Source organism: Flavobacterium phycosphaerae (assembly GCF_010119235.1).
GTDB lineage: Bacteria > Bacteroidota > Bacteroidia > Flavobacteriales > Flavobacteriaceae > Flavobacterium > Flavobacterium phycosphaerae.
The window spans coordinates 2755875-2780242 of record NZ_JAAATZ010000001.1 but is presented as its reverse complement, the minus strand read 5'-3'; the positions used below and the strand labels follow the sequence as shown (position 1 = coordinate 2780242).

At 35.2% G+C, this 24368-nt stretch carries 30 protein-coding genes; 11 read left to right on the top strand and 19 right to left on the bottom strand.

The features are described 5' to 3' along the window. Positions 1-62 precede the first annotated feature (62 nt). The 5 genes from GUU89_RS12475 to GUU89_RS12455 are packed head-to-tail and all read right to left on the bottom strand — an operon-like array spanning position 63 to position 3098. Positions 63-1085 carry a cytochrome-c peroxidase gene (locus GUU89_RS12475; protein WP_162128229.1) on the bottom strand — a complete coding sequence of 341 codons (1023 nt, stop codon included), beginning with the start codon at positions 1083-1085 and terminating at the stop codon, positions 63-65. Beyond that, a complete protein-coding gene (locus GUU89_RS12470; protein WP_162128228.1) occupies positions 1082-1780 on the bottom strand; it encodes an MbnP family protein in 699 nt (232 codons plus the stop codon). The genes GUU89_RS12475 and GUU89_RS12470 overlap by 4 nt, the downstream gene beginning before the upstream one ends. Beyond that, the gene (locus GUU89_RS12465) at positions 1773-2258 is read right to left on the bottom strand and encodes a periplasmic heavy metal sensor (RefSeq protein ID WP_162128227.1); all 486 of its coding nucleotides are present in this window, start codon (positions 2256-2258) and stop codon (positions 1773-1775) included. Before GUU89_RS12465 ends, GUU89_RS12470 begins: the two co-directional genes overlap by 8 nt. A gap of 1 nt (position 2259) precedes the next feature. Beyond that, complete coding sequence (locus tag GUU89_RS12460; protein ID WP_162128226.1) at positions 2260-2532, bottom strand: hypothetical protein; 273 nt, start codon at positions 2530-2532, stop codon at positions 2260-2262. 20 nt (positions 2533-2552) lie between these two features. Beyond that, on the bottom strand, positions 2553-3098 hold the full coding sequence (locus GUU89_RS12455; RefSeq protein ID WP_162128225.1) for an RNA polymerase sigma factor: 546 nt from the start codon (positions 3096-3098) through the stop codon (positions 2553-2555). A gap of 131 nt (positions 3099-3229) precedes the next feature. Here GUU89_RS12455 and fabG point away from each other — a divergent pair, with 131 nt between their 5' ends. Continuing rightward, positions 3230-3976 (top strand): 3-oxoacyl-[acyl-carrier-protein] reductase, encoded by a 747-nt coding sequence (fabG, locus tag GUU89_RS12450; RefSeq protein WP_162128224.1) that lies wholly within the window; start codon positions 3230-3232, stop codon positions 3974-3976. A gap of 40 nt (positions 3977-4016) precedes the next feature. Further along, positions 4017-6044, top strand: coding sequence for a hypothetical protein (locus GUU89_RS12445; RefSeq protein ID WP_162128223.1), 2028 nt, complete (start codon positions 4017-4019; stop codon positions 6042-6044). Here GUU89_RS12445 and GUU89_RS12440 read toward each other — a convergent pair. The 3 genes from GUU89_RS12440 to GUU89_RS12430 form a co-directional block, all read right to left on the bottom strand. Next, positions 6039-6416 carry a ribosomal maturation YjgA family protein gene (locus GUU89_RS12440; protein ID WP_162128222.1) on the bottom strand — a complete coding sequence of 126 codons (378 nt, stop codon included), beginning with the start codon at positions 6414-6416 and terminating at the stop codon, positions 6039-6041. The genes GUU89_RS12445 and GUU89_RS12440 overlap by 6 nt on opposite strands. Positions 6417-6423: 7 nt before the next feature. Beyond that, a complete protein-coding gene (locus tag GUU89_RS12435) occupies positions 6424-8028 on the bottom strand; it encodes a phospholipase D-like domain-containing protein (RefSeq protein WP_162128221.1) in 1605 nt (534 codons plus the stop codon). Between the two features lie 316 nt (positions 8029-8344). Continuing rightward, positions 8345-10438, bottom strand: coding sequence for an LTA synthase family protein (locus tag GUU89_RS12430; protein WP_162128220.1), 2094 nt, complete (start codon positions 10436-10438; stop codon positions 8345-8347). Between the two features lie 172 nt (positions 10439-10610). Between GUU89_RS12430 and GUU89_RS12425 the strand changes: the two genes are divergently transcribed. The 5 genes from GUU89_RS12425 (at position 10611) to GUU89_RS12405 (ending at position 14413) form a co-directional block, all read left to right on the top strand. After that, a complete protein-coding gene (locus GUU89_RS12425) occupies positions 10611-11039 on the top strand; it encodes a QcrA and Rieske domain-containing protein (protein ID WP_162128219.1) in 429 nt (142 codons plus the stop codon). Positions 11040-11157: 118 nt separating this feature from the next. After that, the gene (locus GUU89_RS12420) at positions 11158-11823 is read left to right on the top strand and encodes a response regulator transcription factor (protein WP_162128218.1); all 666 of its coding nucleotides are present in this window, start codon (positions 11158-11160) and stop codon (positions 11821-11823) included. A gap of 6 nt (positions 11824-11829) precedes the next feature. Continuing rightward, positions 11830-13212 (top strand): sensor histidine kinase, encoded by a 1383-nt coding sequence (locus tag GUU89_RS12415; RefSeq protein ID WP_162128217.1) that lies wholly within the window; start codon positions 11830-11832, stop codon positions 13210-13212. A gap of 74 nt (positions 13213-13286) precedes the next feature. Then, complete coding sequence (locus GUU89_RS12410; RefSeq protein WP_162128216.1) at positions 13287-13775, top strand: DUF2231 domain-containing protein; 489 nt, start codon at positions 13287-13289, stop codon at positions 13773-13775. Between the two features lie 92 nt (positions 13776-13867). Continuing rightward, entirely contained in the window at positions 13868-14413 is a 546-nt protein-coding gene (locus GUU89_RS12405; RefSeq protein ID WP_162128215.1) for a hypothetical protein, read from the top strand. Positions 14414-14454: 41 nt separating this feature from the next. On the opposite strand, the gene GUU89_RS12400 is transcribed toward GUU89_RS12405, so the two are convergent. After that, a complete protein-coding gene (locus GUU89_RS12400; protein WP_162128214.1) occupies positions 14455-14853 on the bottom strand; it encodes a glyoxalase in 399 nt (132 codons plus the stop codon). Positions 14854-14997: 144 nt separating this feature from the next. Then, the gene (locus GUU89_RS12395) at positions 14998-16359 is read right to left on the bottom strand and encodes an OmpA family protein (protein ID WP_162128213.1); all 1362 of its coding nucleotides are present in this window, start codon (positions 16357-16359) and stop codon (positions 14998-15000) included. Between the two features lie 136 nt (positions 16360-16495). Here GUU89_RS12395 and GUU89_RS12390 point away from each other — a divergent pair, with 136 nt between their 5' ends. Both GUU89_RS12390 and GUU89_RS12385 read left to right on the top strand, forming a co-directional pair. After that, the gene (locus GUU89_RS12390; protein ID WP_162128212.1) at positions 16496-16918 is read left to right on the top strand and encodes an NUDIX domain-containing protein; all 423 of its coding nucleotides are present in this window, start codon (positions 16496-16498) and stop codon (positions 16916-16918) included. Continuing rightward, on the top strand, positions 16915-17304 hold the full coding sequence (locus GUU89_RS12385; protein ID WP_162128211.1) for an acyl-CoA thioesterase: 390 nt from the start codon (positions 16915-16917) through the stop codon (positions 17302-17304). Before GUU89_RS12390 ends, GUU89_RS12385 begins: the two co-directional genes overlap by 4 nt. Here GUU89_RS12385 and GUU89_RS12380 read toward each other — a convergent pair. After that, positions 17301-18560 carry a mechanosensitive ion channel family protein gene (locus tag GUU89_RS12380; RefSeq protein ID WP_162128210.1) on the bottom strand — a complete coding sequence of 420 codons (1260 nt, stop codon included), beginning with the start codon at positions 18558-18560 and terminating at the stop codon, positions 17301-17303. The genes GUU89_RS12385 and GUU89_RS12380 overlap by 4 nt on opposite strands. Next, positions 18553-18837: a DUF3817 domain-containing protein gene (locus GUU89_RS12375; RefSeq protein WP_162128209.1), complete on the bottom strand. Its 285-nt coding sequence runs from the start codon at positions 18835-18837 to the stop codon at positions 18553-18555. Before GUU89_RS12375 ends, GUU89_RS12380 begins: the two co-directional genes overlap by 8 nt. Positions 18838-18920: 83 nt before the next feature. Here GUU89_RS12375 and GUU89_RS12370 point away from each other — a divergent pair, with 83 nt between their 5' ends. Both GUU89_RS12370 and GUU89_RS12365 read left to right on the top strand, forming a co-directional pair. Next, positions 18921-19436 carry a DUF6155 family protein gene (locus GUU89_RS12370; RefSeq protein WP_162128208.1) on the top strand — a complete coding sequence of 172 codons (516 nt, stop codon included), beginning with the start codon at positions 18921-18923 and terminating at the stop codon, positions 19434-19436. Positions 19437-19511: 75 nt separating this feature from the next. Then, positions 19512-21038 (top strand): DEAD/DEAH box helicase, encoded by a 1527-nt coding sequence (locus tag GUU89_RS12365; RefSeq protein WP_162128207.1) that lies wholly within the window; start codon positions 19512-19514, stop codon positions 21036-21038. Between the two features lie 609 nt (positions 21039-21647). Here the strand turns inward: GUU89_RS12365 and GUU89_RS12360 are convergent. The 7 genes from GUU89_RS12360 to GUU89_RS12330 form a co-directional block, all read right to left on the bottom strand. Then, entirely contained in the window at positions 21648-21962 is a 315-nt protein-coding gene (locus GUU89_RS12360) for a hypothetical protein (RefSeq protein WP_162128206.1), read from the bottom strand. Between the two features lie 4 nt (positions 21963-21966). Continuing rightward, positions 21967-22503, bottom strand: a complete 537-nt coding sequence (locus GUU89_RS12355) for a hypothetical protein (protein WP_162128205.1) — start codon at positions 22501-22503, stop codon at positions 21967-21969. Positions 22504-22602: 99 nt separating this feature from the next. Continuing rightward, positions 22603-23085 (bottom strand): structural protein, encoded by a 483-nt coding sequence (locus GUU89_RS12350; RefSeq protein ID WP_162128204.1) that lies wholly within the window; start codon positions 23083-23085, stop codon positions 22603-22605. Continuing rightward, entirely contained in the window at positions 23066-23275 is a 210-nt protein-coding gene (locus tag GUU89_RS12345) for a hypothetical protein (protein ID WP_162128203.1), read from the bottom strand. The genes GUU89_RS12350 and GUU89_RS12345 overlap by 20 nt, the downstream gene beginning before the upstream one ends. 75 nt (positions 23276-23350) lie before the next feature. Then, a complete protein-coding gene (locus tag GUU89_RS12340; RefSeq protein ID WP_162128202.1) occupies positions 23351-23719 on the bottom strand; it encodes a hypothetical protein in 369 nt (122 codons plus the stop codon). Beyond that, the gene (locus GUU89_RS12335; RefSeq protein WP_162128201.1) at positions 23719-23880 is read right to left on the bottom strand and encodes a hypothetical protein; all 162 of its coding nucleotides are present in this window, start codon (positions 23878-23880) and stop codon (positions 23719-23721) included. Before GUU89_RS12335 ends, GUU89_RS12340 begins: the two co-directional genes overlap by 1 nt. Then, the gene (locus GUU89_RS12330; protein ID WP_162128200.1) at positions 23880-24314 is read right to left on the bottom strand and encodes a hypothetical protein; all 435 of its coding nucleotides are present in this window, start codon (positions 24312-24314) and stop codon (positions 23880-23882) included. The genes GUU89_RS12335 and GUU89_RS12330 overlap by 1 nt, the downstream gene beginning before the upstream one ends. Positions 24315-24368 lie beyond the last annotated feature (54 nt).

Below are 24368 nucleotides of genomic sequence, written 5' to 3'. Positions count from 1 at the left end.
AGAATTGGTTAGTTATTGGTTTAGACGAAAGAACTTTTTTATTCTTGCGTGGGTTTTTAAAATTATTCTTTAGGAAAGTTAAATCGTGGGTTGAAAAGGAATTCTTTATCCGTTAGTGTTAGTAAAAAAGCGACTAAATCTACTCGGTCGTTATCCGAAAGCCTCATGGGTTTAGCCAGTTCTTTTGGTAAATTTTTATCATGCCCCAACGAATTGTAATGTTTGATTACTTCTGTTAGCGTTTTGAATCTCCCGTCATGCATATACGGAAAAGTAAATTGGATGTTTCGCAAGGTCGGCACTTTGAAGCGTAAAGAATCCTCAGGCTTGTGGGTGATTTTTATTCGACCCAAATCGTTTAGTGTTTCATCAACAGCTAATCCGTTCTTTTCAAACTTAGTATTGCTGAAAAGCGGTTCAGTATGACAAGTGGCACAATTAGTTTTGAATAATTCATAGCCATGTTGTTCATTGGAGGCAAATACTTCTTCTTTGCGCATTACTTTATCATACTTAGCATTAGAAGAGGTTAGCATTACCGTAAATTGTGCCAAGGCTTTTAAAATGCGTTGACTGGTAATTTTTTCGTCACCAAAAGCTTTAGCAAATAAGGCTCTGTATTTTGTACTCCGTTGTAATTTGGCCACCACGTTTTCGAGCTTTTCATCCATTTCTAATGGATTGGTAATAGGATTAATCGGCTGAACTTCTAAATTGTTCACACCGCCATCCCACATAAAATCTTTATTCCAGGCCAAGTTAATCAGCGCTAAAGCATTACGTGTGCCAATTTTTCCCTGAATGCCATGGCTTACTTGATGGTCTACATGAGTAAATCCCGTTTGTTGTAAATGACAACTTTGACACGAAATGGTACTGTCGCGGGAAATAATAGGGTCATAAAATAAATGCCTGCCCAACTGAAATCCTTCTTCGGTTAACGGATTTTTTTTGAAATCATAATAGGGTTTTGGCCAACCTTTAGGAGTTTCGAGGTATAAAGGTGTGGTGAATTTATTGGAAAAAGCCAAGCATAGGAGAAGTATCAGTCCCAAAGCGATGCAATATGTCCAATTTGCTTTCATTCTAAATGAAACATTTTGGTGCTATAATCAGCCAGTTGCATGGCCTGCTTTCCGGGAATCATGATGCTGTTGGTTTCCGACAGTTGTATATTGGAAAAAAAGTCATTTAAATCGATGGCAATAGTAATGTCGTTATCAGCTCTTTTGTCAAGTTCAAATTTTATCTGACGCATAGCATAATAGGGTTGGAAGTATCCGCCCAAATGAAACTGAAATTCATGTTTACGAGTATGACAACTCGGACTTGTGCCTTCAATTTTCATATTGATATAACCACTTTGCCAAGCCCAATACATACCTTTGATAGGATCTAAATCGCCGGTTAAAGCTCCGGAAGTATTAGTCAGACTGTCAATACCAATATTGAAAATTAGTTTGGTTATTTGTTTATTACTTTTTAGTGTAAGCGGAATCAATAATGACACGGGATTTTCCAAATCGAGCAAATGATAACTGTTCTTTTCTTTGAAAATGGTATGGTCGCTATATTGAATTTCAATGTTTGAAACATAACAACGAAAAGTGGTAATCGTTATAGTGTCTTTGTTTTTGGTGGTGTAACTCTGATTTAATTCGATGGGAAGAGTATTGAATTTTGCCTTGAAGTTGAGAGATAAGGAATCGTTTTTGCTTTGAGCTGTACTCTTAAAACAAAACAATAGCACCAGTACCACAAGGATTTCCTTTTTACTCATGTCTCGGACCGTGAGGTTTTGGCGCAAAGATTCTGGCTAATTCTTCGGTCAAATCGTTGAAATCTTCCCTTTGGTTTGGATGACATAACTTTTTGATGTCTTCAAAATGTTTGAAATGGGTTTGTTCAATCTGTTTTTGATAAGAATTTAAAACGGCAATTAAACTGTCTTTGGTTTTAGCATTGACTTCCGGCTGCATCAATTGAGAGTATAATTCGTTTTTAGTTTGACGAATGTTTTGATCCAACTTTCGTATTTCACCTTGATGCCACTGAATAATCCGGTCGTATTCCTTTTGCTGTGCAATATCGAAATGTAATTTTTCGATAATGATTTCTCTTGGTTTTTGTCTTCCGTGCATTCCGTCCATTGGTGGTCGGTGTCCTTTAGGTCCGTTTAAAAACAGAAAACCCAGAGTAGCCAAGTTGAGTAATAAGAGCCCGATAACGGCTATAGTTAATAATTTTGTTTTTTCCATGCTATTGATATAACTGATTGCTTTGGTTCATTGTTGATTCAAAATAGGAAGTAGTGGATGCTATTTTATCTTTGTTTTTTGTTTTTATAACAGTAATGTTAAGAGCAATTAAAACCAGTATTGATGCCGCTACCAACCAAACTGTTTTGGGAGAAACCTTGTTTTGTAGGTTTGTTTTTAGCTGTATTTTGGACCATAAAGCAGCATCGGGCTGAACGGGAGTCAAACCATTAGTACTGTCTAGTACTTTTGCTATCCAATTTTCTTTTTCCATACTTGCTTAGACGTGAGTTATTATTTTTTCTTGCGGTAAGTTGTAAATTTTTCTGCTAATTTTTCCTGAAGGGCGGCTTTTGCTCTGAAAATAAGGGATTCCACCGAAGAAATACTGAGCTGCATTATCTCGGCAATTTCAGGATTACTTAATCTATCCAATTTGGATAGGAGGAAAGCCGTTTTCTGGTTTTCGGTGAGAGTATTGATAATTTTGAATAAAATAGCCGCATCTTCTTGGTTTTCCATCAAAATTCCCGGATGTTCAAAGTTGGTGGCGTTTAGATATTCCTGTTCGTTTTGACTTTTTTGCCCAAAAATAAAAAAGCGTTTCTGACTGTTCTTTTTCTTGATGTAATCCAAACAGTGATTAATTGTTATGCGGTAAATCCAGGTTTTGTGAGAGGCTTTTTGATTGAAATTTTCTAACGAATGGTATACTTTTACAAACACATCTTGTGTAATTTCTTCTGCATCTTCTAGGTTTTGCAGATAATTCAACGCCACATTGAACACCAGCACGTGGTACTCGCGATAGAGTTTTTCAAAGTTGTATTGCTGCGTCATTTTGGGTTAGGTGAGTGGTTTTCGACTTACAATAGTACTAAAGGTTTAAATATAAATGATATTTTTTCCTGAGTATAAATTATTCTATATTTGACCTTTCATTAAAATTATCAAACAAACTCTTTTTAAACATGAAATTATTAGAAGGAAAAGTAGCCATCATCACCGGCGCAAGTAGAGGAATTGGAAGCGGTATTGCTAAAGTTTTTGCCCAACACGGAGCCAATGTAGCTTTCACTTATAGTTCTTCTGCCGAAAGTGCTTTGGCTTTAGAAAACGAATTGTCAGCTTTGGGAATCAAAGCCAAAGGATATAAATCAAATGCAGCCGATTTCAATGAAGCTCAAAAACTGGTTGACGATGTTATGGCTGAATTCGGAAACGTTGACGTGTTAATCAATAACGCCGGTATTACCAAAGACAACCTTTTAATGCGTATGAGCGAAGAGGATTTTGATAAAGTAATCGAAATCAATTTGAAATCTGTTTTCAATATGACCAAAGCGGTTCAAAAAATCATGCTGAAAAACCGTAAAGGTTCTATCGTAAACATGAGTTCGGTGGTGGGTGTGAAAGGAAATGCCGGACAAGCCAACTATGCCGCTTCCAAAGCCGGTATGATTGGATTTACCAAATCAGTAGCATTAGAATTAGGTTCGAGAAATATTCGTTGTAATGCCATTGCTCCGGGATTCATTGAAACCGAAATGACGGCGAAATTAAACGAAGAGGTGGTACAAGGCTGGAGAGATTCTATTCCGTTGAAACGCGGTGGAACTCCGGAAGATGTCGCCAATGCTTGTTTGTTCTTGGCTTCTGATATGAGTGCTTATGTTTCAGGACAAGTGTTAAATGTTTGTGGCGGAATGCTAACCTAATCAGAAATCACGAATTAGGAATACTAATCAATACACTTAAATGACGACAAACACGGTTTTACTGATAGTACTTTCTTTAGGAATAGCGTTAGCTGTGTCATTTTACCATTATTTATACAAAGCCAAAAGCAGGTCAAAAGTCACTTTGCTTTTGGCTTTTTTGCGTTTCTTCACTGTTTTCGGATTGTTATTATTGTTAATCAATCCGATTATTTCCAGAAAAACGATTGAAACGATTAAGACTCCATTACCCATTGTGATTGATAATTCAGCTTCTATTAAAGATTTGAAAGCAGACAAGTCAGCTCTGGAAGTTTTGGAGAAATTAAAAAGTAATTCCGCTTTAGCCAATAAGTTTGAAGTACAATCGTACCAGTTTGATCAGGATTTTTTACCATCAGATACGATTGATTTTAAAGGAAAGCAATCCAATCTGGATGTCGTGGCCAAAAACCTGAAGAACATTTACAAGAACCAACATTTTCCAACGGTATTAATTTCTGACGGAAATCAAACATCGGGAGAGGATTATGTTTTTGGATTCAACCCAGATAATAAAGTATATCCAATTGCTGTTGGCGATACGACTACTTATTTGGATTTAAAGGTGGCCCAATTGAATGTCAACAAATATGCGTTTCACAAAAATAAATTTCCGGTAGAAGTATTTCTGAACTATTCGGGAACCAAATCGGTGAATGCTACATTCAAAATCACTCAGGGCAATAGTTTGCTGACAGAACAAACGGTAGCTTTTTCACCCACTCAAAAATCTGCAACGCTCAATGTATTGCTTCCGGCGGATAAAGTAGGATTGCAAATTCTGAGAGCCACCATTAGTTCAAAAGAGCCGGAAAAAAACACCTACAACAACACTAAGAATTTTGCTGTTGAAGTAATCGACCAAAAGACAGAAGTAGCTTTGGTTTCAGCCATGGCTCACCCTGATTTAGGAGCGATAAAGCGCGCTATAGAAACTAATGTACAAAGAAAAGTAACTATTCTTAAGCCTAACGAAGTCAAATCGTTAGTAAATTATAATGTTTTAATTTTGTATCAGCCAACTGTTGAGTTCAAGAGTCTTTTTGAGCAAAACGCTAATGCCAAAATCAACACTTGGATTATCACCGGGAATGACACGGATTTTACTTTTTTAAACCAAAATCAAACTAGTTTTTCGTTTAGAATGAGCGGACAGAAAGAGGATTATTTGGCGTCTTTTGACAGTCAGTTTAATCTTTTTGCTTTAGACAATATTGGCTTTGAACAGTTTCCGCCTTTGGAAAATAAATTTGGAACCATTACTGCCAAAGACAATGCCAATACTTTGCTGTCCTCAACCATTAGAAATATTGCTACCAACCAACCTTTATTGTCATTTACTGAAAATCAAGGCGTGCGCAGTGCTTTTTTGTTTGGAGAAAACATTTGGAAATGGCGTGCCGAAAGTTTTGTAGCTAAAAAAAGCTTTGCCGATTTTGATATTTTCTTAGACAAAACCATTCAGTATTTAACGTCTAACAAAGCTCGAAAATCTATGGTGGTTAATCATGAACGTTTTTATAATTCGGGAGAAGGCATTGAAATTACCGCACAATATTTCAATAAAAATTATGAATTAGATGAAAAGGCAAGACTCACTATTGCGGTTTCCAATACAAAAACCAAACAAGTAAAAAACTACGATTTGCTTAGAACAACCAATGCTTTTCAAGCTAATTTAGACGGGTTAGCAGCTGGTACGTATAAGTTTACCGTAAAAGAATTAAACTCTAATTCATCCTACAGCAGCAGTTTTGAGGTATTAGATTTTGATATCGAAAAACAATTCGTCAATCCGGATTGGAATAAACTAAATCAATTAGCCACACAAACCCAAGGAAAAGCTTTTCTGCCTAACCAATTAGATACTTTGATTAAACAACTTTTGGACGATGAAAGTTATAAAGCGGTTCAAAAAACGATTGTCAAAAAATCGCCTTTGATTGATTGGATTTGGTTATTGATTTTGATAGCGCTTTCTTTGGCGGCCGAGTGGTTTATCCGAAAGTATAACGGACTGTTATAATTCCTTTTTAGCTAGTTGTTTTTCAACGACAAGGATTATCAAAATCCCTAAGCTATAGGCAATAAAATCTACCCATTCAAAAGAACTGCCAATAACAATTCGGGCTATTTTATTTTGTTCTAAACCCAGCTTTTCCACTAAATTGAAATACTGCAAGGTTTCAATACTAAAGGCAAAAAGCAATACTAGTACTGCTGCCGTTATTATTTTTAAATTCAGAAACGATTTCACAAAACAATAAATTAGCATTACCACCAAAACATCGCCAATATAAGGCCTAACGATTTTGTCGTGTACAAATGAAGCTATCAAAACTTCAATAACAAACAGCAGTGCTGTCAGCCCAAAGTAATCGCGGTTAAAATGAAGCAAAGGCAAGTTATTCTTTAATCACTTTATAATGCCAAGTTTTTCCATTGGTTTGGATAGTAACAAAATAAAGTCCGGCCGCCTGATTACTGATAGAAATGTTTTCGTGAACTAAACTGGAATACTCGTTAAAGAATACATTTTTACCTAAAGCATCATGAATACGGATGGAGACGTTCTCTAATGAATAAGCATTTTTGGTATCAATCGTCAATAAACCGGTTGTTGGGTTTGGATAAAGGGCAAACTCATGAGTGGTAAATTCTGGATTAGCCAAAGTTATTTGTCCGCCGGCATCTACATACAAAAAGGCAAAGGCCTGATAGTATTGATTGGCAATATTTAAATCGTGAACAATTAAGGTGTTCTCATCGTTTTTGTTTTCGGCAGAACTGCTCCAATTATGTGAGCCCACTAAAACCAAAGGATCTGAAGTACTGTTAAAATTATCGACTACCATGAATTTGTGGTGCATTATGCCGCTGTTGGTAAATTTCACTACATGGTTTGCAGCTAAATTGGCCTGTAAATTATCAAATTGATTTCCTGTTGGATTTTGAGTATCGGTTACGATGTTTATATTCGTTAATCCGCCATTGTATTTAGAAATCAAACTGTTGCTGATGTCACTACGAGTCAACACCATTGTCGCTATATTAATATCACTATTGGCCGAATTGATGGCAGCAATTATTTTTGCATTAACATTATCACTTGGGCTAAAATAACTGTTTACGGTTTTGCCTCCAATGATGTAGGTGTGAGGGGTATTGTCAATTTTATACGGACCAAATTCCGAAAGCACTAAGTCGGGAGTCATGGTTGAACTTCCCCACATTTCTTCAAATTCTATTTTATAACCTAAAGCTAAAGCCTGATCTTGAATGGCAATAACGCTATTTCGGTCCGGCCCGTCAATCTGAACGCTTGTCCAATTGGTAGAACCTGTCCATACATAAGGTTTGTTAGGATCACTGCTGTTTGCATCAAAAATTACAAACTTATTGTGCATAATGCCATAGCTTGAGCTAGTTGGACTGGCTAAAACGGGTATGCCTGAATTTAATAACGGTATCATTACACTGCTTGTACTTCCGTCATAAATGACTCTTACTTGCACTCCTCGGTTATAGGCTGCATTTATAGCGCCTGCAATACCGGTCGCTCCGCTTGGTGAATATGAATTGTAAATAGCAATGTCTAAGGTATTTTGACAGGCATTAATGTAATTAATTAACATGTCATCTAAAGAATCCGCTAAATTAACAGCAGGTTGGACTTGACTGTAGCTGGTATTTACTACATGATTAAAATAAACATTAATGGCTCCGGTAGAAGCAGAGGGACTGGCCAAATAAGTGCTTTGAGTAGTAATCCCTTTTTGAGTAGTTACTTGATAATCTACTTTGATGATTTCGGCAGGAGAAAGATTATCTAAGATATATTGTGTTCCTTCTTTTCGGAGCGTAATTGTTTTTTTAGAGTTTACATCAACAGCATTGGTAACAACAGTGTTTTGTTGGTTGAATTGAAATGCAATTTTTGATTTGTTATAAACGATGGTATAATCGTTTTCTTTAACAGTTTGCTGACTATAAGCCAACGTGAAGCTCATAGCCATAAAAGCTAGAGCAAGCCAATTTCTTTGCCTCATCATAAGTGGTATTTGAAACAAAAGTAAATAAAAATCGATTAGTTCAATCGATATTAACTTTTGTGCCGGCAACCTTTATGAAATCAGAAAAATAATCTCACATTTTAAGAAGTGTTTTCGATTTTTAATCGATATAGCCTTTATGATATTGGAAGAAAAAAGCCTCTAAATTAATCTTCAGCTAAATGACATTTATCCTTTTTGGACGATAAAAGCATTGCATGTTTTCCCGATGTCATTACATTTGATGCACACTTTTCGGGAAGTTTTTTCAAAATTACTTCTGGTATTTTTTATGCTTTAGCAAATAGGCGGAAGTCTGATAATTGGCAATAGCTTCGTTCACCAAATCATCTCTCAGCGTAGTCATGGGTTTTTCTTCAAAATACAACTGAAAATTAGCACCTACTTTTGGGTTAGGCTGTTGTATCAATTGAAATTGTTTGACTTTTTTTACCGGCGAAATGATGGTTAGTATATTGTCTTTAATATAGCCTAAGTCTTGGTAAGTAGCTACAAAAGCTCTGGGTTTGTAATTACTGTTAAAAATATCTTGACCGTAAAATTTGCTGTCATAACTGAAATGCAACAATCCAAACAACGTTGGCATCACATCAATTTGCGACATCAAAGTGTTGACTTCTTTAGCAGGAACTGTTTCAGGCGAATAAATAAAAGCCGGAATACGGTATTTATCCATTGGTAATTCGGTTTTTCCGGAGCTTGAAGCACAATGATCTGCCAGAATTACAAATACCGTGTTCTTAAACCAAGGTTGTTTTTGGGCCATGGCAAAAAATTGACGCAGCGCATAATCGGTATATTTTACACCCCCTTTTCTCGATTTTGATTTCCCCGAAATATCAATCTTCCCCTCCGGATAAGTAAATGGTCGATGGTTGCTAACCGTCATGATATGGTTAAAGAAAGGCTTGTTTTCTTTGGCTTCCGCATTGATAACTTTAATGGCTTTCTTGTACATGTCTTCATCACAAACTCCCCATACATTGGAAAACGTAATTTCCTCAGGTGTAAATGTTTTTTTATCTACAATATCATAACCATTGCCACCAAAAAAATCACCCATATTATCAAAAAAGGCATCGCCTCCATACATGTACTTAACATTGTAACCTTTTTGTTTAAAGATGCTACCGGTAGAAAATTTGTTTTTATTGTCTTTTCTTTTTACCACACTTTCGGCAGCACTTGGCGGTAAACATAAAGTAACCGCTTCTAAACCACGAACTGTTCGGTTACCAACAGCATATAAATTAGTGAATTGTAAACTCTGTGTGGCTAATGAATCCAGAAACGGAGTAATATTATCTTCATTACCATAGGCTTTCATGTATTCCGCGCTGTAACTTTCAATGGTAATCAGTACCACATTTTTATGCATTTCAGTAGTATCGCTTTGTATTTTACGCAAACTACTTTCGGAAGTGGTACCGGGCAATTGTTTTTGTAGCAAGGCAAAAGCTTCCTTATTGGATATTGTTTTATAAAAGGTATCAAAGTCGAGTTCGCTGCTAATAAACGCCATGTAAAACTTATAAATTCCGCTGGCCTGTAACTCATTAGTAAAGACATTGGTTGAATTTTCCTGTTTCGATAAAAACGGAATTGCTGACAAAGACAATAAAAATAGCAACACATAAGCCGTCAGATTTTTTAGCTTGTCAGGAAACGAAGGTAGTTTTTGCAGGAAAGGTTTAGTTTTTTTAACTATGACAAAAGTCAGGAAGCCCGCTACTAATCCAACGCCAATAAACAACGGAACTACCGGGTACGACTCCATGATATTGCCAATAACGGTATTGGTGTATACCAAATAATCAACTGCAATGAAATTGTAACGAACGCCAAACTCATTCCAAAAGAAAAACTCACTAATAGCGTTTTGTACTATAAGCAATACGAAAATGAAAATGGTAATGGTATACAACCAAAGTCGGATGCGCTTGCGGTATTTTGGAAGAAATAATAGTAAACCAAATGTAATTGTTTTTAGACCAATGAAATACATGCCTATCTCGGGCAATACACCACCGTATTCGTTTAAAATGGTATTGCCGAAAGTGACATACAAAAACAAAGCGACCAACCCACCAAAGAGTAGATAGCCCCATGGTTTGTTGTATTTAGAATCGGATAAAAACAAAAGATACAACCATAATAAAGCACTAGCTATCGTAAAGACAAATAAATCCGAAATGAATCCGAAACTAAATATTTTAATGATTTCTAAAACTCCGAAACCCGATTGGGTAATAGGATGAAAGAGCAGTACAATTCTAAGAATAACATTGACAAAAATAAAAAGGAATACCAAGTTGATGAATGGCGATGATTTCTTAAAGAATTGCATAAGTAAAATGTTTTTACAAAAATAGAAAAACATTGGAGTTGAGGATGGTTATGAAGCAAAAATATAAGCTTTGAAAATCTTAAGCATACTTTTAGTAAATTCCTTTAGGGTAAAGTAGTTTGGCAATGTTCCTAAGAAATAGAACAAGTAAATCATCTTAATACATTTGATTATGACCCGAAAAGATTTTTTTGCCAAAGTAGGTTTTGGCGCAGCAGTAGTTTTAGTTCCAACTTGTATTGGCGGATTAGCCAGTAGTTGTTCCGGTGAAGATGAAGGTTCACCAACACCAGCTCCCACAAATGTTGATTTCACATTAGATATAAGTACCGGTACATTAGCTGTCAACGGTGGGTTTTTAGTTCACAGTGGCATTGTAGTGGCTCGTACCAATACAGGTGAATTTTTGGCTGTTTCGGCTTCGTGCACCCATCAAGGAACCAACGTAAACTATAATGCTTCCGGAAATAAATTCATCTGTCCCAATCATGGCGCTCAATTTAATAGCACCGGAGTTGTCACGCAAGGACCGGCCTCTAGTAATTTAACGCAATACAACACCCAATTAACAGATGCTACACATTTAAGAGTGTTTTCATAAGCTTCTTCACAAGTTTTAGCAGTAAGTCGGATAATTAAATTTTGATTAAAATAAAACCATAGCATTGGTGACATTTTAATTTTAACCTATATTTATCAAAAGAAAATCAGACCTACGAATGAAGCACTTATTAATAGTTGAAGACGAAGACGGAATTGTACAATTTTTGAAACAAGGGCTTGAAGAAGAAGGCTATCTGGTTTCCACAGCTTCTGATGGTGCCGAAGGATTTGCTCTTTTTCAAAATGGTAAATTCGATTTAGTACTGCTCGATTGGATGCTGCCCAAAATGACCGGTGTCGAAGTTTGTCAGTCTATTAGACAACAGAATACCAAACTACCTATCATCTTTTTGACTGCCAAAGATACTGTACAGGAAACGGTGGAAGGCTTAAAAAGCGGCGCCAACGATTACATCAAAAAACCGTTTAATTTTGATGAATTGGTAGAACGCATAAAAGTACAATTACGTGATAAAAGCGAGCAGGATATCCTAACATTAGGTCCTATAGAAATCAATCTTCAAAAACATGCTGTAACCGTTGACAAACGCCAAGTTTCGTTGACACAAAAAGAATTCGATTTGCTTTGTTATTTGGTAAAAAACAAAGGAAATGTTTGTTCTAGAGCCCAAATTATTCAAGATGTTTGGGATATTCACTTTGAATATGACACAGGCGTAATCGATGTTTTTATGAATGCCATCCGTAAAAAATTGAATTTAAAAGTAGATGAAGATTACATCAAAACCATTCGTGGCGTTGGGTATATCGCTAATGAATAAGAAATAATGCAACAACTTTCGTTTAAAAACAGAATCGCTTCCAACTACATCATCACCACAGCGTTGTTAATTTTCGTGGTGTTTTTTGTGATTTTTTCTATTGTTCGATTTAGTGTTTATATCAAAGTAAATAATGATATTCAAAAAGAAGTCGCCAAACACTTAAAAGAAATTGAAGTCAAAGAAAACTGTGTACTCTTGGTGCGAGAAGAACAATGGAAACAAGTCCAGTTCAACAAAGTCGATGTCAGCCCTGCTTTTATTCAGTTTGTAGATGAATTAGGCGCTTTGGTGAACAAGTCGCCCAACCTTAAAAAGAAACAATTAACCTATTATGCTGGAGCCATCAATAACGAATTGTTTGACGGAAAATTAGACAACATATCAGTTCGTCAAATTCAGGTTCCCTTATATCAAGGTACAAAAATCATAGGTTTTCTGATTGTGGCTATGTCACTCGAAGATTCAAAAATGGTACTGAATAATCTGTTCATTATTTTGCTCGTAGCGTATCCGTTAATTCTGTTGGTGTTGTTTCTCATTGCCCGATTTATTGCCGGTCGCAGTATAAAGCCCATCAGTTCTATTATTCAGACTTCGAACGTTATTACCAAAGATAATTTAAAATCCAGAATTCCATTACCTCAAAATAGGGATGAATTGTATACGTTGTCAACTACCATTAACAACTTACTGGATAGGGTAGAGAACGCCATCGAACGCGAAAAGCAGTTTACCTCAGATGCGTCTCATGAACTTAGAACACCATTGGCGGTAATTAAAGGGACTTTGGAAGTTTTGGTACGTAAACCTCGTAACCCTGAGGAGTATAAAGAAAAAATTGATTTTTGTATTAGTGAAGTAAATCGTTTAAATCATTTGGTGGATGAATTGCTATTGTTGGCACGTTTTGAAAACCAGAAACAAACATTAAAGATTGAGAGAATATCGTTGAATGCCATTTTTCTGGATGTGATGTCCCGAAACACTACCATCATCAGCGAAAAGAAACTCACTTGTATCTCTCATGTTGATCAAGATTTTTATGTCAACACAGATGCCTATCTGCTTTGTATCATTGTCAATAATATTTTGACCAATGCGGTAAAATATTCCAAATCGGGCAGTACTATTAATTTTGATGTTGTTGAAACTAACGATAAAATAGTTTGTTCTATTTCGGATCACGGTATCGGAATTGCCAAAGAGGATTTGCAAAAAATTTTCGACCAATTCTATCGTTCAAAATCCAACCAGCATCCCGAAATCAAAGGCACCGGATTAGGTTTATCCATCGTAAAACGATTGTGTCTTTTGTTACAAATTGATTTGGAAATTGAAAGCCAGGAAAAAGTGGGAACCAAAGTAATTTTGAGCTTTTCTAAATAGCCTCACAGATGATAATTGTCATGTTGATTAAGATGAAATAAAGTAACTTTGAGTAAACATTAAAACTTATTCCTATGACAGAAGCTCATTATCATTTAGTAGTAAATCATTTTCCCATTATTGGAACTATTTTAGGGTTGGGAATTTTAATTGCCGGAATCCTTTCCAAAAATACTGTTCTAAAGAATGTTGCTTATGTGTTGTTTGTTATTGCGGCAGTTTTTGCTGCAGTGAGTATGGCAACCGGAGAAGGAGCAGAAGAAGTGGTTGAGGATATGCCGGGTATTGGAAAACAAATTATTCATGAACATGAAGAAATGGCCGAAAAACTAGCTTTGGTTTTATATGTACTCGGGGTAGTTTCTTTATTGGGTTTATACACTAACTTTAAAAAGCACAGCAAAGCCCAATTGGTTTCTTTTTTAGCTTTACTTGTAGCGGTTGTGGCAGTCTTTTTAGCACAACAAGTGGGAACTTCGGGCGGAGAAATTCGTCATACCGAAATCAGAAAAGAATACAAAGCCACCAATAGCGAAACAGGAACAGAGGAAGAAGAAGATTAAACAGTTGATTTTAATAATAAAAAAAGCCTGATTATGTAAAAAACAGTCAGGTTTTTATATATTCACACATCAAGAAACATAAGCAGCATATTTTGATAAAATCCTATAACAGAATTAATTTTCATAGCCATACTTTTTGTGTTTGGCATGAGGTTTCATTTGTAGAAATTGAATCGTTTACTATTAATTACAAAAGTAAATCAGGGAGCCAGTACATCTTTACTCCAAAAGGGGTGTACCGCATTTCCAATCATTGGGGAAGAGTTGCCGATTGTCATTGGAGACTGATTCCGTTAGCCACATTCAAAAATCAAAATAATACGGTGGCCTATGCCAATTGGGAAGATTTTTATTCTAATGACGATACTTCAAAATTATTTTATATCAAGGTAAATACAGCCACCAAAGAAGTGAATTTTTATCACAAACAGTCTTTAACAAACGAGGAGCTGGTGGTGTTGCGAAATGCCAAGGAAACAGCAAAAACTATTAGGATTATTAAAGAAGTATTTACCGAAACGGATTGGGCAAAGTATTTAAAATTTGACGACCTTGAGGAGTTAAGAAAGGATGTAATACTAAAATTGATATTGACTAATAAATCGTTTTTGGAGATTAAGAAAGCTTATTTGGATTAGGATTTTAGATTTGAAAAATTTCAAAAAACAAATAAACTAACTTAAACAGTAGGCTCTAATATTTGAATTTGACTTTTCAGTCTTTCAATCAGCATATTCATCATTCGTTTGTTTAGATTAGAAGAGTTTTGAATGTACTCATTGTATTCATCAACTGTAAATAGTCCAATTACAATACCTTTAAGAGAGTTTCTGAATTTAATATCACGTTGGATAACATTTTCTATATAAGTCATTTTCTTTTCGGGTGTGAGACTGAAGAAAACGTTTTTCTGTTTTATGGCATAATTGATAAAAACAGCAACAAACAAATCGTTTTGGATTTTTAAAATTGGGCGTAAGGTTTTGTTTTGAAAAACTTCTTCAAGCGAGGATTGATGGCTAATTGTTCCTAGGGCTTCACCTCTAAGTTCAAGAACGTGATTGTCTCTGGCTTCCATGGGGATTGTTTTTAAAGTTATAGCTGTTCCAAACGAACTTTAGTATATAAAGCCTTGTTTAGCTATCAGATATTTAAAGTTAAAAAAAAACCTCTGTTGTGAAACAGAGGTTTTTTTTAGTTATTAATAATTAATTGTTAATTATTATTTGATTTTGAAGACTACTTTACGAACTAAACGTCTGGCGTAATCAGAGTTTTTATCTACTGATTTGTCAATACCGTTACCCACGATTGTTAATCTTGATGGGCTGATACCAGCTTTAGCTAAAATCGCTTTCACGTTTTGAGCTCTGTCTCCTGATAATTTATTGTTGTAATCAGTGCTACCTAACTCATCAGCATATCCGGTAATCTCGATTGATTTATCAGGATTGTTTTTCAAGTAGTTTAAGATAAAGCCGATGTTGTCAGAGGATGCGTTGGTTGGTTGTGCTTTGTTTGGATCAAAGTAAGCTGCTACGTAACCGTCATTGATTAATTGTTCTAACATACCATTAGTAACAGTTGCACTGTTGGTATTGTTGTTATTGGTAATGGTTTTATCAATGTATTTTTCTAACTCATCAGGAACACCGTTGTTATTTTTATCAACCATTCTTCCTTTGGTATCAACAGCAACACCTGCAATAGAGTTGTTTTCTGCGTCTAAATAATCCGGCACTCCGTCTTTATCAGTATCATTCATTAACGTTTCAATTTCACCAATTCGGTTACCCAAAGCGTCAATTTCTTTATCTTTCTTATCTTGGATAAGAGCCCAGTCACCATGTATTTTTTGGTTACCAAAGGCAAATGAAAGTCCTAAAGAGGTAGTAAATAAACTTCCGGTTAAGTTGTTACTTCTGGCAGAATAAGAACCATCCCAATTTAAGTGCTGTCTGATGTTTGAGTTGATGGTGATGTCAGTAAAAATACTAACATTATTGAAAAGTCGGTAAGCTGGTGTTACCCCAACTACGATTCCGCCGTTCAACTCTTTTTTCCCTTTGTTATTGCTAACAGCTGTATTCATTTTTGGCGACATTTGTCCTGCTTGTATACCAAAATGGAATAACAATCCGAATCTTTTGGCACCATCCTGAATATCAAATAATCTAACGGCATTAACTACACCTTCAAAAGTTAACTGAATGTGTTGTACTCTGAAATCTAAACTTTCAGAACCCGGTAGGTTTTTTATATCGTCATAGGATAAATGTGATTTTAAACCAAATTTCGGGCTTAACATATATCTGGCACCAATACCATAGTGATTAAATTGAAAGCCACCTAAAAATTTATCAGGATCACTGGCGAAATAGCCATCAGCATATGGTTTACCTCCTTTACTTTGCCCGAAATCAACTTCAACTGACCATCTGTTATAAGAGTCGCCCACAATTTCTTTGTCAGCTTCAACTCCAATAAGTTCTTTGGTTGCTTTTTTATCATCCTTTTTATCTTGGGCATTACCGGACAATGTAATACTTAAAATCGGAATTACTAATAGTAGGTGTTTCTTCATATGGTATGATTGTAATTATTTAATAAAATGTTAAAATCATTGCAAATATAAAGGTTTCCGCCAAATAACCAACTTTTTTCCCTATTATTGAGTTCCACAAATTGATTCAGAATCAAGTACTCAAAAATTTAAAAAGATGAGAGTTTCCTATACTTTCCTGACTGTTGACGCGGTTGTTTTTAAAACTATTAACAATAAACTTTATTTACTGTTGATAAAAAGAAAGAATGAACCATTTCAAAACGCTTGGGCATTGCCGGTTGGCTTTGTTGATGAAAATGAAGATATTGATGTGGCAGTGAAAAGAGAATTGTTAGAGGAAACCCAAATCGAAATCGATGAATTAACCCAACTCAAAGCTTTTGGTAAACCGTTTAGAGATCCAAGATGTCATGTGGTTTCGGTGGCATACTATGGTTTTGTTGCTGAGAATGTTGTGGCTATTGCTTCAGATGATGCTAAAGAAGCGAAATGGTTTTCGGTTAATGATTTGCCAAATTTAGCCTTCGACCATGATGAAATCATTAATTTTGCACTACAAAAAACAGCAATAAAATGAGATTTCATACCAGAAAATGGGTAAAACCAGAAGATTTAAATCCTAACAGTACTTTATTCGGCGGACGCTTATTGGCTTGGATTGATGAAGAATTGGCTTTGTATTCAGTGATTCAGCTTCAAAATAATAAAATTGTTACCAAACATATGTCGGAAATCAATTTCGTGAGTTCTGCCAAACAAGGCGATATAGTTGAAATTGGTATTGATGTGGTGAAGTTTGGAAAAACATCATTAACCTTGACCTGTCAGGTGCGAAACATGATGACTCGAGAAGTAATTATTACATTGGCCAATATTACTATGGTTAGCCTCGGCCAAGACGGCAAACCGGCACCGCACGGAAAAACTCAAATTGAATACGTAAAAGACCGATTAGACAATTAATTCGGCATACAATCCTTATCAGAATTTAATTCATAGACTTCTAAATCAAAATAGGAAATCGAAGCAAACACATGGTCAAAAATGTCGGCCATGATGTATTCGTAATTTTCAAAACGTTTGTCGTTTGAAAACGTATAAATTTCCAACGGAATTCCTTGTGGTGTTGGCTGTAGCTGACGACAAAGCAAAATCATCTCTTTATTCAAACCCGGATATTGGCTTAAATATTGAGTGATGTATTTTCGAAACAAACCAAAATTAGTCATGTTCCTGCCATTGATAAGAATGGATTTATCAATCTGATTCGCTTTGTTAAACTTGTCAATTTCAGTTTGACGTTTTTCGATATAGCTGCTCACCAACTGAATTTTTTTTAATTCCTGTAATTCATTTTCACTCAAAAAACGAATGCTGTTGGCTTTGATAAGAACGTGTCTTTTGATTCGTCTTCCCTCTGAATTCAGCATTCCGCGCCAGTTTCGGAACGAATCCGAAATCATACTGTAAGTAGGAATAGTAGTGGTGGTGTTGTCAAAATTTCGAACTTTTACTGTAGCCAAGTTGATTTCAATGACATCGCCATCGGCACCAAATTTATCAAACGTAATCCAATCGCCAATCCGAACCATATCGTTCAAGGAAACTTGTACACTGGCTACAAATCCTAAAATAATATCTCTGAAAATCAATAAGATAATTGCTGAAATAGCTCCAAAAGTCCCCATCATGGTTACCGTACTGATGTCAAAAATTTTGGAAACGATGAAAATAAAAGCAAATAACCAAAGTACAATCATTATTACCTGAATGTAACTGTCAATTGGTTTATCACTATAGGAAGGATTTGATTTTAAATGGTCTCTTACGGCATGCAATATGGTTTTGATAATCCATAGGCTCAGTAATACTATATAAATTGCCACCAGTTTTCCGAAAACAGCTTCCCAATACACAAAATTTTCTAAGATAATAGGAACACTTTTGTAAATAAACAGTAGCGGAATTAAATGGGCAATGTATTTAGCCGTTTTGTTGGAAACCAATAAATCATCAAACTTTGTCTTGGTTTTGCGCGCCACAATGATCATGCTTCTCACTAAAACAAATCGGAACACCAAATAAATAATATAGGATAGAAAGGCTAAAATAACGATGTTAATCGCCAAACTTAAATAGGCAGAAAGTGTTTCTCCAAAATCCCATTTTTTGAAAAGATGATAGCTCCAGCCAAATATTTTTGCTACGAATTTATGCATTTCTCAGGTATTTTTTCTCCACATAAAAAGTGGCAAATGGTAGGAGGGAAGCGACCTGAACGACAAATAAATCTTTCAAATTCCAATTTTGATTGGCCCGAATTGCAAACGCCAAAATAACATAACCAATGAATAATAAACCATGAGCCATACCAATAGGAAACAACAAAGTTTTGTACAGTTCAAGATTGGAAGGCTTTATAAATAGCATATTAGTAAATAAAACAAGATAAGAAACGCCTTCGGCTATGGCAGTGAATTTAAAAAGTTTGGTCATGATTTTTGATTTGAAAGCAAAATTAAGTAATAACATTAATAAAGAAACTAAAAAGCGGTTACTTTTGTTGGTATAAACTACTCATGAGCAAACGCGATTTAAAAAAATACCTGCACGACCTAACCAAAGAACAGCTGGAAGAGCAACTTATGGAGCTTTATGAGAAGTTTAATGACGTAAAAGTGTACTATAATTTTGCGTTCAATCCTAATGAAAATAAATTAGTTCAGGAAGCTAAGTTCAAAATCTCAAACGAATACTTTCCGGTTAAAAGCAAGAAAGCAAAAATGCGTCGTTCTGTAGCACAAAAAATTATCAAACATTTTATATCACTTGGCGTTGATGCCTTTATCATTGCGGATGTAATGCTTTATACTATTGAAATTGCTCAAGCATTTTCTGCTGAAAAAATGGTTAAACAGGAATTGTTTTTTAAAAGCATGCTGACTTCTTTCAAGCAAGCTATTAGTTTTTTGATAGAGAATGGCATTTTAGTAGAATTTCATAGTCGAATACAAACCATTAAAGAAGAAGCAATTACTCAAAATTGGCTTAATGCTTATGAATTCAATGCTGTAGTAGAACGTCTCGAATATTAAATTTGTGTTATTTGCAAATTTAATGGTGTGAGAACTCTTTTTTAGCTGTACTTTTGCAAAATTGTACAAACCACTATGTCTCACAAAGATTTCAATGTCGAAATAGAAGAAAAGAAGGAACTTTACGGTTACCAGAAGGGCGATATTGACAAAATTTTTGACCGATTAGACAATGCTCCAAATGACCATCATTTGCTTTATCAATTGCCAACTGGAGGTGGAAAAACAGTTATTTTTTCGGAAATTGTGAGACGTTATTTATCACAACACAATAAAAAAGTGGTGGTATTGACACACCGAATTGAGCTTTGCAAGCAAACTTCCAAAATGCTTAAAGGCTTCGATGTTAAAAATAAAATTATCAACAGCAACATCAAGGAATTACCCGATCAGGATGAATATTCTTGTTTCGTGGCTATGGTGGAAACACTGAAAAATCGTTTGAATGACGAAAAACTGATGATTGACAATGTAGGTTTGGTGATCATTGACGAAGCTCATTACAATTCGTTCCGAAAATTGCTCAGCCAATTCAAGAATTCATTTATTCTTGGCGTTACAGCAACACCACTAAGTTCCAATATTAAGTTGCCTATGCATCAGAATTATGACGAACTAATTGTTGGTGATACTATTCAATCTCTTATTGATAAAGGCTTTTTGGCAAAAGCAACTACCTATAGTTATGATGTTGGTCTAACGTCTTTAAAAGTCGGTATTAATGGCGATTATACCGTAAAATCTTCGGATGATTTGTATATGAATATGGTTATGCAAGAAAAATTGTTGCATGCTTATACTGAGAAATCATTAGGGAAGAAGACGCTGATTTTCAACAATGGAATCAATACGTCATTGTATGTGTATGAAACGTTCAGAGAAGCCGGTTATGCTATAAAACACCTAGACAATACAACTTCTGTTGAAGACCGAAAAGATATTTTGCATTGGTTTAAAAAAACTCCGGATGCAATTTTAACTTCTGTCGGTATTTTAACAACAGGTTTTGATGAGCCAACGGTAGAGAGTATCATTTTGAATCGCGCTACAAAGTCATTGACGTTGTATTTTCAAATGATTGGCCGTGGTTCTCGTAAATTACCGCATAAAGATAATTTCACAGTTATTGATTTAGGAAACAATGCCTTACGATTTGGTTTGTGGAATGACCCGGTAGATTGGCAGCATATCTTTAAATCTCCGGAATATTATTTGGAAAATCTCAGAGATGATGCTGAAATTGAGAATAATTTTAAATACGTAATGCCCGAAGCAACTCGTAAAATGTTTGCTAAAACAGCAGTTGTTGATATGGATATTGAAGAAGAATTCAAGAAAAATGCCGCCTTGAATTTTCGTTCCAAAGAAGTACTCGAAAAATCAATCTTGCAACATGCTGTAATGTGTGTTGAAAATTCAACCGAATTAAACGGGGCCAGGATGTTGTCAAAATTACTTTCGGATGATATTGAAAGCCGTGTCAAAAGATTTGTAAAATGCCTTGGAAAAACCAGTAAGAATTATCGTGAATGGTTGGTCGAAGATTATAAAACCAAATTAAGTTTAGCTATTGGTAAAAAGTTTAGAGAGCTGAATTTTTAAAATTTACAATTTAAATAAGAGTGGTTATATTGTTTAAAAACAATATTTTACACATATTAATGTAAGTTTATTAAAATGCATAAAATTAGAATCATAATTTATAGTATGTATTGATTTTTTTTGTATATTTGCCATAAGATTTTTATCAATATCCCCTATGAGGTAGTTCCAATACCGTTTGAATAGGGGATTTTTTATGTTTAAATTTTACTACGTGATGCCGGCGCTTTTGCTACGCTGTTAGCGAATTAATAATGTACCTTAGAATCAGGGGTTATATTGAAAAGTTCCTTGTGTTATAAATCCAATTTGATTGCCCGCGCTACCATTATCCAATTTGGGGTATATTTTTAAATAACGAAATCCACGTTGATTTCGCCAATATTTTATCATATAGCTGAAATACGTGGATTTTACCTTAAACCAACAAGAATTTGTCCCATTAGTAAGTATGTGTTCAAATGTTACCTTGATTAAGGCATTTTTGACGATTAAAGACATTGATTTGATTTTTATCAATCATAGAGGTAGTTCCAATACCTTTACCTACTCATGAAGTTCAAAGCAAATATAAACATAATTTTAAAATTTACAAATTTATTTTAGTTTTTACGAAATCGTAATAATTATAATTTGGTCGTTTCGTCTGAAATCATCTTCATTTAACCAATCTTCTTTATAGTAGCCTTTATTCATAAAAAATATTTCTTTCCAATTTAAGGACTGAGCTAAAGGAGGATTCGCGACAAGACCCTCACGGGTAATTGGCATTGATTCGACTAGGACTTCCAAAATAAAAATATCGTCTTGTAATGGAGGAAATCTTAAGTTTTGGCCGTCGAAGATATCACACTCAATGTACATCAATTTTCTGTTTCTGTTAAGACAGACTACACCCGTAAAAACTTTAGGAGGATAAGGCATAAGATTATAGTTTTAGATATTTTTGTACTTTTTTTAATTCTGCATCGTCTAGAAGACTTAAGACATCAGAGGACAAATCCCGTGAATTAGTATAGACTTCAAAATACAACCTTTTTAAGAAACGATAATTGTTACGTTGGTATATTAGTATTTTAGCAGCTTCCGCGTCGTTCTCTGTCCATCCCTTTGGGTTAAATATAGACCATGTGGAGGGTTTTGTCCATGAAAAAGGTACATCACTGTATTTTGTTCCCAAATGGTGCGCTAAGTTTTTAGCTGCCTGCTGCACGCCTTTATCGTTAACAATCTTATCGGCTTTAGATTGTGCAATTTGTGGATTTTGATTTTCGTTATACTTCTTAGTTTTTTCAATATCGTCTTTTTGCTCTTCATTTTTTAGAAGTTGCTGTCTTACGAATCGATACAGAGGAAACAACAAAATAATCCCGACGATAATAAGCGCATACCGTATGATTAAATGCCAAGAAAAACCGCTTTGCGGTTTTCTTTGGCGACTAGCGGCGTTTTTTCTTAATTGCATTGTAAACTTTTTTTATGATTACAAAAAGCAGAATTACACTTAGTGGGAGAAATACAAACCACGCCCATTTGTGTTCTGCGAAAAACAATTTAATTCTATTCATGATACTTTTTTTTTTATGTTAACAATTAGATTTTGTGTTGATACATTCCCAAGCATTTCAATAGCGGTATAGATATCGTTATCTTTAATTTCTGAATGAGCTTTACCCAATTCTACTTTAAAAATTGAACGAGCCAATTCCTTTAAAAATTCCTGATTAATGTTTTTTAGCGGTTGATACGGACCCACTCCGATAGAAGTTGCAACATTTGTGATGTAGGCAAAAGTGTCATTTTCTACAGTTGGAGCATATTCGGAAATCAACTTATAAACTGTATTTTTTCCGTTATTGATATCGTGAATGATATCTTTTAACATAGCCCTGATGCCAAACTCAATTGAGTGAAATTGCTCGAACTTTTGGTCTTTACTTTGGTTAAAAGGTATTTTTCCCTGCCAAGCTAAAGACGTTCTTACTAAGTTGCCCGGATTATTATTTCGTAATCCTCGAACTTCATGTTTATTGAGGAAGCTCTTCATTACCTTGAACGGCTTCTGCCACTATTTCGTGTTGAACATCTTCTGTTTGTGTCTCTTTGAAATCCTCTGATTTTGGCATTTCAATTGCCTCAAATTGGTCGATAGCATATTTTACTATATTAATTGTGGCAATGATGTACGCAGACCATTTAATGAAGAATTTCAACGCTCCTATAAACCCGTTTTTCATAATTTTAATTTTTTAGACAAAGAGCCCCTTTCGAGGCTCATTTGTGAATTAATAACAAAGCATTTTAGGTTAAGTTTATTTCTTTGGTTTCTGTGACTTACCACAGAATCCACCGTTGTTGGCTTTAGGGTTCAAAACCCATCCAAGTTCAGGGATGCGGACTTTTTCGTCCTTTACATGCATCACACCCCAATAGAATGTTTTTGAGCCGGTATCCTTATTGATAATCGTGACAGCAATTGAACCCATATAATCGGAGTTGTTTGGTTGTTGCGATTTTGACGTTGTGACCGCTCTTACAGACAAAAAGCCGTGTTCTGATTTTTTCCAAGCAGTAAAAAGAAATTGTTGAACTCCTTTATTCGCACCCGTTTCAGGGTAATACTTGGTTAATTTACACCCACTTTTTTTTGTGATAGTGTCATTTTTTCTTGATGTTGCCATTACTTAGTGGTTTTAGGTTTTTTAATCAGTTTCCACAGAGTTACAATCCCAATGATTAATTGCATGATGATACCAACTGTGTTTTGTGTTGGGTCTACGTGTTGTGTTACCTCGATTAATCCTGCTCCCGCAGAACCAGTCAATAAATGATTAATTTGCATTAACGTCTACGATTTGTTGGTCTTAACCATTTAATAAGTACTATGAATAGTACAATCAACCCAAGAGGGATAAAAACGACTAACATCCAATGTTTTTTAAACCACTCTTTTATCGTGTTGTCAGCAATTTGAGCACCTAAGGCACCTGCACCTCTGCCTAAACCATCTTTGGCTCCATCTGCAACACTTCTGCCAAAATCCTCAACGACTTTTGAAGCCAAGCCACCAACAACATTCCTGACGGGTTGCGTGGCATCATAGGCCATTTGTTCAGCTTCTGCCTGACGACCTGCTTTTTGTTCGTAATGGGCTTGTTGTAATCCCGCTACAACCCCGCTAGGGTCTATCGAACCCGCAAGGGAGACAGCATTTTTAAACGATATTTGTTTTGTGGCTTTTTTAATAAAGCCTCCTATTTTTTTGAAAAATCCCATAGTTATTTAATGAATTGGTTAAGAGGTTCTTGAAAATGCCCTGCTCTTGATAAG

Bases quoted from the DNA above. Each gene is read 5' to 3' on its own strand.
- GUU89_RS12475 (WP_162128229.1), bottom strand. From the start codon at position 1,085: ATGAAAGCAAATTGGACATATTGCATCGCTTTGGGACTGATACTTCTC.
- GUU89_RS12470 (WP_162128228.1), bottom strand. From the start codon at position 1,780: ATGAGTAAAAAGGAAATCCTTGTGGTACTGGTGCTATTGTTTTGTTTT.
- GUU89_RS12465 (WP_162128227.1), bottom strand. From the start codon at position 2,258: ATGGAAAAAACAAAATTATTAACTATAGCCGTTATCGGGCTCTTATTA.
- GUU89_RS12460 (WP_162128226.1), bottom strand. From the start codon at position 2,532: ATGGAAAAAGAAAATTGGATAGCAAAAGTACTAGACAGTACTAATGGT.
- GUU89_RS12455 (WP_162128225.1), bottom strand. From the start codon at position 3,098: ATGACGCAGCAATACAACTTTGAAAAACTCTATCGCGAGTACCACGTG.
- fabG (WP_162128224.1), top strand. From the start codon at position 3,230: ATGAAATTATTAGAAGGAAAAGTAGCCATCATCACCGGCGCAAGTAGA.
- GUU89_RS12445 (WP_162128223.1), top strand. From the start codon at position 4,017: ATGACGACAAACACGGTTTTACTGATAGTACTTTCTTTAGGAATAGCG.
- GUU89_RS12435 (WP_162128221.1), bottom strand. From the start codon at position 8,028: ATGAGCTTCACGTTGGCTTATAGTCAGCAAACTGTTAAAGAAAACGAT.
- GUU89_RS12430 (WP_162128220.1), bottom strand. From the start codon at position 10,438: ATGCAATTCTTTAAGAAATCATCGCCATTCATCAACTTGGTATTCCTT.
- GUU89_RS12425 (WP_162128219.1), top strand. From the start codon at position 10,611: ATGACCCGAAAAGATTTTTTTGCCAAAGTAGGTTTTGGCGCAGCAGTA.
- GUU89_RS12420 (WP_162128218.1), top strand. From the start codon at position 11,158: ATGAAGCACTTATTAATAGTTGAAGACGAAGACGGAATTGTACAATTT.
- GUU89_RS12415 (WP_162128217.1), top strand. From the start codon at position 11,830: ATGCAACAACTTTCGTTTAAAAACAGAATCGCTTCCAACTACATCATC.
- GUU89_RS12410 (WP_162128216.1), top strand. From the start codon at position 13,287: ATGACAGAAGCTCATTATCATTTAGTAGTAAATCATTTTCCCATTATT.
- GUU89_RS12400 (WP_162128214.1), bottom strand. From the start codon at position 14,853: ATGGAAGCCAGAGACAATCACGTTCTTGAACTTAGAGGTGAAGCCCTA.
- GUU89_RS12395 (WP_162128213.1), bottom strand. From the start codon at position 16,359: ATGAAGAAACACCTACTATTAGTAATTCCGATTTTAAGTATTACATTG.
- GUU89_RS12390 (WP_162128212.1), top strand. From the start codon at position 16,496: ATGAGAGTTTCCTATACTTTCCTGACTGTTGACGCGGTTGTTTTTAAA.
- GUU89_RS12385 (WP_162128211.1), top strand. From the start codon at position 16,915: ATGAGATTTCATACCAGAAAATGGGTAAAACCAGAAGATTTAAATCCT.
- GUU89_RS12380 (WP_162128210.1), bottom strand. From the start codon at position 18,560: ATGCATAAATTCGTAGCAAAAATATTTGGCTGGAGCTATCATCTTTTC.
- GUU89_RS12375 (WP_162128209.1), bottom strand. From the start codon at position 18,837: ATGACCAAACTTTTTAAATTCACTGCCATAGCCGAAGGCGTTTCTTAT.
- GUU89_RS12370 (WP_162128208.1), top strand. From the start codon at position 18,921: ATGAGCAAACGCGATTTAAAAAAATACCTGCACGACCTAACCAAAGAA.
- GUU89_RS12365 (WP_162128207.1), top strand. From the start codon at position 19,512: ATGTCTCACAAAGATTTCAATGTCGAAATAGAAGAAAAGAAGGAACTT.
- GUU89_RS12360 (WP_162128206.1), bottom strand. From the start codon at position 21,962: ATGCCTTATCCTCCTAAAGTTTTTACGGGTGTAGTCTGTCTTAACAGA.
- GUU89_RS12355 (WP_162128205.1), bottom strand. From the start codon at position 22,503: ATGCAATTAAGAAAAAACGCCGCTAGTCGCCAAAGAAAACCGCAAAGC.
- GUU89_RS12350 (WP_162128204.1), bottom strand. From the start codon at position 23,085: ATGAAGAGCTTCCTCAATAAACATGAAGTTCGAGGATTACGAAATAAT.
- GUU89_RS12345 (WP_162128203.1), bottom strand. From the start codon at position 23,275: ATGAAAAACGGGTTTATAGGAGCGTTGAAATTCTTCATTAAATGGTCT.
- GUU89_RS12340 (WP_162128202.1), bottom strand. From the start codon at position 23,719: ATGGCAACATCAAGAAAAAATGACACTATCACAAAAAAAAGTGGGTGT.
- GUU89_RS12335 (WP_162128201.1), bottom strand. From the start codon at position 23,880: ATGCAAATTAATCATTTATTGACTGGTTCTGCGGGAGCAGGATTAATC.
- GUU89_RS12330 (WP_162128200.1), bottom strand. From the start codon at position 24,314: ATGGGATTTTTCAAAAAAATAGGAGGCTTTATTAAAAAAGCCACAAAA.